The organism is Embleya sp. NPDC127516 (assembly GCF_044765325.1).
In the GTDB taxonomy this organism is placed as follows: Bacteria; Actinomycetota; Actinomycetes; order Streptomycetales; family Streptomycetaceae; genus Embleya.
Genome location: NZ_JBIWJT010000009.1, coordinates 383,435 through 393,462, shown reverse-complemented (window position 1 = coordinate 393,462; position 10,028 = coordinate 383,435). Strand labels below are relative to the sequence as shown.

Sequence of the window (10,028 nt, the reverse complement as noted above, 5' to 3'; positions counted from 1 at the left end):
GGTGTTGCCGCCCCTGAGCCGGTCCACCGGCACCAACGCGCCGTGTTCGTCGAGGTCGTGCTCGACGAAGCCGCCATCGGTCCCGGCGAGCAGGCCGGTCAGTTCGTACGGGTAGACGTTGCCGCGTCGGGCCGCGCGCAGCACCTTCTGGCGGTACTCGTCCAGCGGCAACACCGGTTCCGTCGACGGCTCGCCGACGTGCACGCCCGCGCCGTGGCCGGGGTCGAGGGTGATCCGTACGGCGACCTCGGTCATTTCGCCCGCGCTCGTGCGCCGGCGGGCCAGGAACTGGACCTCCTCCAGTCCGGCGCCCGCCGTGGTCGGCAGGATGCGCTGGACCAGCGTGTCGAGTTCCTCGGTGGTCACATCGGTCGACGGCCAGACGTACATCATGATCCGGTTGGTGTCGAACCGCTTGTTCTGCGGACGCTGCGCCTGGATGTTGCGGATCGCGTCCATGCACGCGGTGACCGCGTCCTCCACCGCGGGCAGCGCGACCAGTCGGCCGTCCGCCTCGCGCAGCGGCGTCAGGTCGCGGATCTGGCACATCGCGAACAGTCGTTCGTCGGCCGGGTTGCTCTTCGCGACGGCCTTGAACAGGTGGATCTCCTCGTCCGCGGTGGGCAGCCGGGTGAGGTCGAACTCGCGCAGCCGCTCCAGTTGCAGGCGTCGCGCGATCTGCGGGTGCAGGCCGCGGATCAGTCGGTCCTCGGCGAAGCCCGCGCCGTCCGGACGGAAGGTGAAGTGGTGGTGCATCACCGCGCCGCCGGCGCCCACCACGGTCGTGGTGATCCGGGCGACGCCCGCGGGCAGCGACCGCCCGGCCAGGACCTCGCCGAGCCGCGCCGCCATCGTGTCGGCGTCCGGCTGGTCCTCCCACGTGACGTACAGGTCGGCGACCAGGCCGCGTTCGGCGACGTCGGCGGCGAACGCGCCGACCGCGCCGATGGCGTCGGGCAGTGCGGCGATGTCGACGGCGGTGGTGACCAGGCGGGTCACCCGGCTGGTGCCGGTGTGCTCGGCGGTGACGAACCGGCAGCCGGCCCGCTCCGACGCGGTCACCTCGGACAGTCCGCGGTTGCCGTAGTAGCGCCGGGTCAACACCTCCAGCAGCGGCCCGTGATCCCACCCGGGCCGCCCGCTCCGCCGGCCGATCAGCCGCACCAGCGGCTCGGCGACGGCCACCATGGCCTGGATGCGCTCGGCGCGGTCCGGCGCGTCCGGGTGCTCGTCCAGATGCCGCAGGTCGTTGCGCACCGCGGCGTACGCCTTCGCCCGGTTGCGGCGCAGCAGCGGCTGGGCGAACCAGCGCCACACCACGCCGCGGGCCAGGTCCGAGACCGCCGGGAAGCGCACCTGGGTGGCCTCGACCAGGTGTTCCAGGGTCAATCCGGCCCGCTCGCGCAGCGGTTCGGCCGGCGGCGCGCCGGCCAGCCACCGGCGCAGTACCTCGGAGACGATGGCGACGTCGGTCGACATCCGCTGTTGGGCCAGGAAGATCCGGAAGACCGCGGCCTCCAGTTCCGGTGTGCGGTCCAGGTCGGTGATGCCGTAGTGCCCGAGCATGCGCCGGAGCTTGGCCTGGAAGCCCTCGGTGACGCCCGCGCGTTCGACGTCGAGGCTCTGCAGGTAGCTGTGGAAGTACTCGCGCGGGCTGTGCACCGGGCTGCCCGGCTCGACGTCGAGTTCACCGCCCGAAGTGTTGCGGCTGAGTTCCGACAGGTCGGCGAACACGGTCAGCAGGTCCACCTCGCCCGGCAGCGGCCGGCCACCGAGTTCGGCCCGTGCGAGGGGATACGCGGACAGGACGCGGGCCCGGTCCTGCGGGTCGACGTCGAAGCCCAGCAGCAGGCCGCGCAGGTCCGCGAGGCCGCGCTCGACCCGCTCGACGGCGGACGCGTCGATCGGCTCGGCGGGCAGGTCGATCTCGACACTGCGCACGGCGCCCGCGGTCTCCTCGTCGGGGGCCTCGTCGGCGAGCGGCTCCAGACGCATCAGCGGCGTGCCGGTCTCGACCTGGCTGCCCACCGACACCGGGCACTCGCGTACCCGGGCCCGGAACGGCGCACGCAGCACCGTCTCCATCTTCATGCTTTCCAGCACCAGGATCGGCGCGCCCGACTCGACCTTGTCGCCGACCGACAGCGGTGTCGCGACCACCAGCGCGGGGGCGGGGGAGCGGACGACGCCGCCCTCGTCGCGGCTGATCCGATGGGTGACGCCGTCGACCTCGACCAGGTGGATCGGGCCGTGCGTGGCGGAGACCAGGCGGAAACGGTGCCCGTTGACCACGATCCGGCCGCTGTGCGCGTCGAAGCGCTCGAGCTCGACGTCCGCCGGGTGCACGTCGCCGCCACCGGAGACGCCGACACGGAAACGCTTATGGCCCACGCGGGCGACGCTCACGCGGTAGTCGACGCCGCGAAGGCGCAGCTCCAGCGGACGGCCGCTGTCATGGCGCACCTGCGGACGCCCGCCGCGCGCGGTGGTCAGCAGTCGGCGGCGGCTGACCTCCTCCTCGTCCCGGTAGGCCTCGATCGCGGCCGCGGCCAGGGCGACCGCGGAGTGCCGGTGGGTGACCAGACGGCCCTCGGCACGGACACGGTCGATCCAGCCGGTGTCGGCGCTCGCGTCGATCACCTCGGGCTGGTCGAGCAGGTCGATCACGAAGCTCTTGTTGGTCGCGCCGCCCTCGATGATCACGGTCGTCTCGGCCATCGCCCGGCGCAGTCGGCCCAGCGCCTGCTCGCGGTCGCGGCCGTAGGCGATGATCTTGGCGATCATCGAGTCGAAGTCGGCCGGGATGGTGTCGCCCTCGCCGACGCCGGTGTCCACCCGGATACCGGGGCCGGCGGGCAACACGAGCCGGGTGATGCGGCCGGGCGAGGGGGCGAAGTCGCGGTCCGGGTCCTCGGCGTTGAGCCGCGCCTCGACGGCGTGGCCCGCCTCGACCGGGCGGGGGCCGTCCAGCTTCCCGCCGTTCGCCACGTGCAGTTGCAGGCGGACCAGGTCGGTGCCGGTGGTGATCTCGGTGATCGGGTGCTCGACCTGGAGGCGGGTGTTGACCTCGAGGAACGCGAACAGCTTCTCGCCGGGGTGGTAGAGGAACTCGACGGTGGCCGCGCCGCGGTAGTCGACGGCCAGCGCGAGTCGCTCCGCCGACGCCTTCAGCTCCGCGATCTGCTCGGGGCTCAGGACCGGGGAGGCGGACTCCTCGATGATCTTCTGGTTGCGTCGCTGTACCGAGCAGTCGCGGACGCCGAGCGCCCACGCGGTGCCCTGCCCGTCGGCGATCACCTGGACCTCGACGTGCCGGGCGCCGGTGACCAGGCGCTCCAGGAACATCACGCCGGAGCCGAACGCGCGCAGCGCCTCCTGGCCGGTGCGCACGTAGGCGTCGGCCAGGTCGGCACCCGACGCGACCATGCGGATGCCGCGCCCGCCGCCGCCGGCGGTCGCCTTGAGCATCAGGGGGTAGCCGATCTCGTCGCCGGCGCGCAGCGCGTCCTCGAGGGTGGCCACCTCGCCGCGACTCCACGGCGCGACCGGGACGCCGACCTCCTCGGCGATCAGCTTCGCGCCGATCTTGTCCCCGAGCCGGCGCATCGCCTCCGCGCTCGGGCCGACGAAGGCGACGCCGATCCGCTCGCACAACTCGGCGAACGCCGGGTCCTCGGCCACGAAGCCCCAGCCGACCCAGGCGGCGTCCGCCCCGGTCTCCACCAGCGCCCGCTCCAGGACGGCATGGTCGAGGTACGGGCGGGCCGAGGCGGGGCCCAGCGGGTAGGCGACGTCGGCCTCGCGCACGAAGGTCGCGTCGCGATCGGAGTCGGTGTACAGGGCGATCGTCTCGACCCGCGTCCCGGTTTCCGCCGACAGATCCCGGACAGCGTGGATGAGCCGCATGGCGGCCTCTCCACGGTTGACGATGGCGACACGACTGAACACCGGTTGATCCTCCCGAATACCCACGCACAGAAGGCGACGTCCCGGTCCCGGAGCGCCGCCTCCACCTACTCCCAGCCTGTCCGATGAAGGCCGGGTACATCAATGTGCCGCTCCACGCATCCCGGCGCCGCTATGTTGTGGGAACCCTACAAAAAGCGATCCCGGCCGGCGCATCCGGTGGCCGTCTCACGCAAGGCCTACCACAAACACAACCGCACATCGGCACGTGTGCGGTCGGCGGCCCGGTCTCCCGGCCCCGGGCCGGGCTCGGCCGACGCGGCGTGCCGTCGTCGACGTGCGCGGTGTCGGTGAGTTCTTTGCCCGGAGTAGGTGTTTGCCCGGAGTATCTCTATTCGCGCCCGCTTTTCGGGCCGACGGAAGATCCGCTTTCCGTGCGGGCGGCAAGATCGGCAAACGCTCGTTTTCCTGGTTTGTGTGAGGAATATGTGCGTGTTTTTGATCTGTGATCCACGTCACATTGACGCGCCTTTCGTGTCGGGGATTCACTTCCAAGGCAACGAGAATCGGAAACTCGGATTCTCCAGCGATGGATTATCGCCCCGGCCCGCCCGCGTCACGTATGCGACTCGGTCGGTTCACAAGTCACCTGGAGGTTGTCGTGTCGAAGATCGTCAACTCTTTCTCCAAGAGGTTCAGGACCGAGAAGAGCCTGAAGTCCGCCACCTGGTTCATCTGGTACAGCTGATCGGAACACGTTCGCGCATCGGATGATCATCGAACCGCCGCGGGTCGTGCCCGCTTCCGCCGCACGATCGACACCATTGCGGTAGCGCCGCCTCGACCCGACCGAGCGTCGGTTCGCAGTCCGGTCCCGCGCCCGGTGCAGCCGTACATCCGGCCGCACCGGGCGCGGGACGCTCGCAGTGCGGGAAGCGTCGAGCCTTGTTGAGAGCGTCGAGCCTTGTGGAGAGCGTCGATGAGTCGTCCCGAAACGGTCGGCAGGGCCCGGGTCACGGTTTTCTCGCCGAAGATCGAGGAACTCCTTCGCGATCGGCGCGGAGCGAAGGTTTTTCGCCTCGAGGCCGACACCGTCGGAGTCGCCGACCCGAACGTCATGGACAAACTGCTCGGGAGCAGGTCGGCCCATGAATTCGAGCGACCCACTTTCAAGCCACTCCAGGGAAGATCCATTTCCCGGGCGGAAGCGAACGACATGTTGCACGCGATCTCGCGGGACGTCCGCGACGCATTGCAGAGGCCGGCCCCCGATTCGATCGATCTTTCCGGAATCTGGCCGCGCGCGGGCCACGCCTATCTTCGTGATCTGCTTTTCGGACCGGAACCCCCGAGGTTTCGCCTGCTGACCGATCCGCGACTCGAAACGGCGCCCGTGGTGGCCCGCGCGGCGGTCCGAGCGAGTGCGGCATGGCCCGGCAGGCCCGGCCCGGAAGCGTCCATGTCGCACCTGGCGCTCCGCGCCGCCGCCGCCGACGACGATCGGCACTACGCCATGGGGCTGTACCGACGAGTCGCCGCACCGGTGTGCCTGGGTGTGTCCGCGCTGGTCGCCAACGCGCTGTGGCTCGGCTCGCCGTTCGACCCGGACGCGTCGAACCGGCACATCGTGCTGGAGTCGCTCCGGTTGTTGCCCCCGTCGTGGAACATCCTGCGTGTGGCGTCCGGCGATTTTCCCGCCCTGGACCCGCGGATCGGTCCCGGCGACGACGTGCTGCTGCTCCCGCTGCTCAGCCACCGCGATCCCGATCTGTGGGACGACCCGGACGAGTTCCGACCGCGGCGCTGGCAGGACCTGGACGCGGAGAACCAGCCGGGATTCCTCCCCTTCGGCCACGCCAACGAGCGCTGCCGAGGCCGACACCTGATCGTGCCCCTGGCCGAACACCTGCTGGAACGGATCCGTTCCGAGGGTCTCGTGGTGAGCCCGGAGCAGACCACCGCCAAGGTGCCGCTGGCCGGCCTGCTCGGCGTCACCCGGGTGCGGGTCGTCCGCCCGCGCGCCTGACCCGACGGCGCGATCGGCGCACGCCTCGCGGCGATCCGACCCCGGCCGGCGCGTCGGCGTCGGCGTCGAGCGCATGCCGCGCCCCAACTCCCCGAGCCTCCTCGGCACTTCGATCCACGTGCCCGGGAGGCTCGACGCGTTCTCCCGGGCGACGCGGCGCTGAAGACGCGTTCTCCCGGGCGACACGACGCCGAACGGGCGCATACGCCCCGCACCCGCGCGCCGCGGCCCGAGCCGAGTACCAGTACCCCGGTACCGCCTGCGCGCGCAATTCTCGTCCCGCCGTACGACGGCGGGCCGGAAAAGCCCTGGCAGTGTGGAGAACACGGATCGCGGGGCGGTTCGCTTCGTCGATCGGGCCCCCGACCACACACGTTCGACCTCGCCGTAGCGGCGCTGTCGGACCCACGAACCACAGGGGTCGACGCACAACCGGAGTGGGATCGACCCACACCCGGTTCGGCATGCACACATCCCGTCGCCGCACGCCCATGGCGTCGGGGGCGTTGATTTTCCCGCAGGTCGGAACTCATTGGAGGCACCATGTTCGGGCGAGGCAAACGAGGCGACCGTCGGGCGAACACGGGGCCCGTCGCGTCCCCGCGCCCGGACCGGGTACCGCACACCGGGCACCCGGTACAGCACGGCCATCCGGGATACCCCGAACACCCCGAACACCCCGGACACTCCCCGTACGCGGGCCGGCCGAGCCGGCTCGCACCCCCGAGCCCGCCCCCGCACGACATGGGCCCACCGGCCGTCCGGCTCGAAGGGGTCACCAAGACCTACGGGAGCGGTTCGCAGGCGACGCACGCGCTGCGCGGCATCGACCTGAGCATCCCCAAGGGCAGTTTCACCGCGGTCATGGGCCCGTCCGGCTCGGGCAAGAGCACCTTCCTGCACTGCGCCGCCGGACTCGACAAGCCGGGCTCGGGCCGGGTGTTGCTGGGCGACGACGACTTGACCGCGATGAACGAGAACCAACTCACCCGACTGCGCCGCACCCGTCTGGGCTTCGTCTTCCAGGCGTTCAACCTGCTGCCCTCGTTGACCGTCGAGAAGAACGTACTGCTGCCGCTGCGACTCGCGGGCGAACGCGCCGACCGGCGACGCGCCGCCGAGGTGTTGTCCCTGGTCGGACTGCACGAGCACGCCGGTCGCCGCCCCTCCCAGCTCTCCGGCGGCCAACAGCAGCGGGTCGCCATCGCCCGCGCCCTGGTCACCCGCCCCGACGTACTGTTCGCCGACGAGCCCACCGGCGCGCTCGACAGCAGCACGGCCGCCGACGTGTTGTCGCTGCTGCGCCGGGCGGTGGACGACACCGGTGCCACCATCGTGATGGTCACCCACGACCCGGTCGCCGCCTCCTACGCCGACCGCGTCGTCTTCCTCGCCGCCGGGCACCTCGCCGGTCACCTGCACGAGCCCACGCCCGAGGCGGTCGCCGCCCGTATGGTCGCGCTGGCGCAGCCGGTGCGCACGCAGGGGCGGGCCGCCTGATGCCGCGCACCAACGGCCTCGCCCGCACCTCCGTGCGGTTTCGGCCCGCGTCCTTCATCGGCTCGTTCGTCGCCCTGCTGTTCGCCGCCACGCTCGTGACGATGTGCGGGATCTTCCTGGAGAGCGGCCTGCGCGCGCACCTGCCGCCCGGTCGCTACGCCGACACCCCGATCGTGGTCGCCGGCCAGAACAGCGTGCACAAGACCTTCGGCAGCGGCGAGGACAAGGAGGAGGTCTCGGTCGCGCTGCCCGAGCGGGCCCGGATCGACGCGGGGCTGGCCGCGCGCATCGCCGCGGTGCCCGGCGTCGCCGCCGTCCTGCCCGACCTCACCTTCCCCGCGCAGACCCCCACCGCCGTGCTCGACGCGCACCCGTGGTCCGCCGCGCGCCTGGCCGGCACCCCGCAGGGCGGCGCGGCGCCGCGCCCCGGCGAGGTGGTGCTGACCACCGAGGCCGCGGCCCGCGCCGGCAACGGCGCCGCGCCCGGCGGCACGCTGCGGGTGAGCACGCCCTCGGGCGAGGCCGGCCTGCGGATCACCGCCGTGGTCCCGGGCCAGGGCGCCCGGCTCTACGTCGCCGACTCCGAGGCACCGCGGTTCGCCGGGAACCCGGGCAAGGTGACCGCGTTCGGCGTACTGCTCGCCGACGGCGCCTCCACCGGCAAGGTCGCCGGCGACCTGCGCAAGGCGCTGAAGGACACCGACGTCAAGGTCCGCACCGGCGACGGACGCGGCGAGGTCGAATACCCCCGCCTGGGCGACACCAAGGAGATGCTCGTCGCGGTCGGCGGATCCTTCGGCGGCGTCGTCGCCATGGTCTCCGTGTTCGTCGTCGCCGGCGCCACCACGCTGTCCGTGGCCCAGCGCCGCCGCGACTTCGCGCTGCTGCGTGCCGTGGGGGCCACGCCCTGGCAGATCCGCCGGATGATCGCCACCGAGGCCGGATTCGTGGCCCTGATCGCCGGCCTGGCCGGACTGCTGCCCGGGACACTGCTCGCCCGGTGGTGGTTCGACCGGATGATCGAGCGCGGCATGGTCGAGACCGGGGTGACCCTGTCGATCGGCCCGATCCCGATGCTCGCCGCGGTCGGCGCGGGCATCCTGTCCGCGGTCCTGGCCGGGCTCGTCGCCGCCAGGGCCAGTGCCCGCACCAAGCCCACCGAGGCACTCGGCGAGGCCGGCATCGAGCGCGCCCGCGTCGGCTGGTTCCGACTCGTGCTCGGTATCGTCTCGATCGCCGGCGCCGGGGTCCTGTCCGGACTCGCGATGAAGGTCGCCGGCGATCAGGCGGTCGCGGCGGCGAGCGGCGTGATCATGCTGTTCATGCTCGGCATCGGCCTGCTCGGTCCACTCGTCGCGCACCTGTTCGTCCGGCTGACGGGAGTCCTGCTGCGCCTGTTCGGCGTCCCCGGGCAACTCGCCTTCGACAACGCCCGCGCCAACTCGCGCCGGCTCGCCTCCGCGATCACCCCGATCACGCTGACCGTCGCGTTCGCGAGCACGCTGATGTTCATGTTCGCCGCGCAGGACCACTACAGCGAGAAGCAGGCCGAGGCCGCCCTGACCGCCGACCGCGTGGTCACCGGACCCGGATTCCCGGCCCGTACCGCGGGCGACGTCGCCCGCGTGCCCGGAGTCGACGCGGTGACCTCGATCCTGACCACCAGCGTGGTCATGTCCACCTCGGACCGGCTGGAGAAGTTCCCCACACAGGCCGTCGGCGGCACCGACAGCGACCTCGCCCGGGTTCTGGACCTGGGTGTACGCAAGGGCACCCTCGATGCCCTGCGCCCCGGCGCCGCCCAACCGCCCGGCGGCGCGGTTGCCATGGACCGGCTCACCGCCGACACCGTCAAGGCACGCGTCGGCAAGCCCGTCGAGATGCGCCTCGGCGACGGCACCAGGATCAAGCCCGTGCTCGTGGCCACCTACGACCGGGGCCTGGGCACCGCCGTCGTCACCCTTCCGCGCGCCGTGGTGGAACACCACGTCGACGCCGCCCTGGACGGCCGCCTGCTCGTCCGCTTCGCCGACGGGGCCGACCCCGCCGCCGTGGACGCCGCGCTCACCAAGGCGACCGGGCAACACCCCGGTACCTCGGTGTCGGACCGGGCCGGATACGCCGCGGAACGCGACCAGGCCCGCGAGACCAACAAGTGGACGAACCAGGTGATGCTGGTGATCCTGGCCGGCTTCGCCACGATCGCCGCGGTCAACACGATGGTCGTGTCCACCTTCGCCCGACGTCGTGAACTCGGTCTGATGCGGATGATCGGCAGCACCCATGCCCAGGTGCGCGGCGTGCTGCGCGGCGAGGCGGTACTGGTCGGCGTCATCGGTCTCGCCCTCGGCCTGGCCGTCGCGCTGATCACCCTGGTCCCGTTCGGCAAGGCCGCCTTCGGCGAGAGCACTCCCTACGTACCGATCCCGCCGCTGCTCGGGATCAGCGCCGCCGCCCTGTTGCTGGCCCCACTCGCGGTCGCGCCGGTCACCCGACGACTCCTGCGCATCGAACCGATCGACGCGGTCGGCGCCAAGGAATAGCCGAGAGGAATGGCCGGTATATTTCGCAGCACCGATCGGCAGCGAAGGAGACC

General features: G+C 71.8%; 4 protein-coding genes. 3 read left to right on the top strand and 1 reads right to left on the bottom strand.

Going from position 1 to position 10,028, the window contains the following annotated elements:
• Positions 1-3,948, bottom strand: a 3,948-nt coding sequence (locus ACIRL2_RS20190) for a biotin carboxylase N-terminal domain-containing protein (RefSeq protein ID WP_402233774.1), incomplete at its 3' end; no start/stop codon positions are given.
• Positions 3,949-4,885: 937 nt separating this feature from the next.
• Between ACIRL2_RS20190 and ACIRL2_RS20185 the strand changes: the two genes are divergently transcribed.
• From ACIRL2_RS20185 to ACIRL2_RS20175, 3 genes are all read left to right on the top strand, one after another.
• Positions 4,886-5,932, top strand: coding sequence for a cytochrome P450 (locus tag ACIRL2_RS20185; protein ID WP_402233772.1), 1,047 nt, complete (start codon positions 4,886-4,888; stop codon positions 5,930-5,932).
• A gap of 744 nt (positions 5,933-6,676) precedes the next feature.
• Positions 6,677-7,432: an ABC transporter ATP-binding protein gene (locus tag ACIRL2_RS20180; protein ID WP_402233771.1), complete on the top strand. Its 756-nt coding sequence runs from the start codon at positions 6,677-6,679 to the stop codon at positions 7,430-7,432.
• A complete protein-coding gene (locus ACIRL2_RS20175; RefSeq protein WP_402233769.1) occupies positions 7,432-9,975 on the top strand; it encodes an FtsX-like permease family protein in 2,544 nt (847 codons plus the stop codon). Before ACIRL2_RS20180 ends, ACIRL2_RS20175 begins: the two co-directional genes overlap by 1 nt.
• The last annotated feature ends 53 nt before the right edge of the window (positions 9,976-10,028 follow it).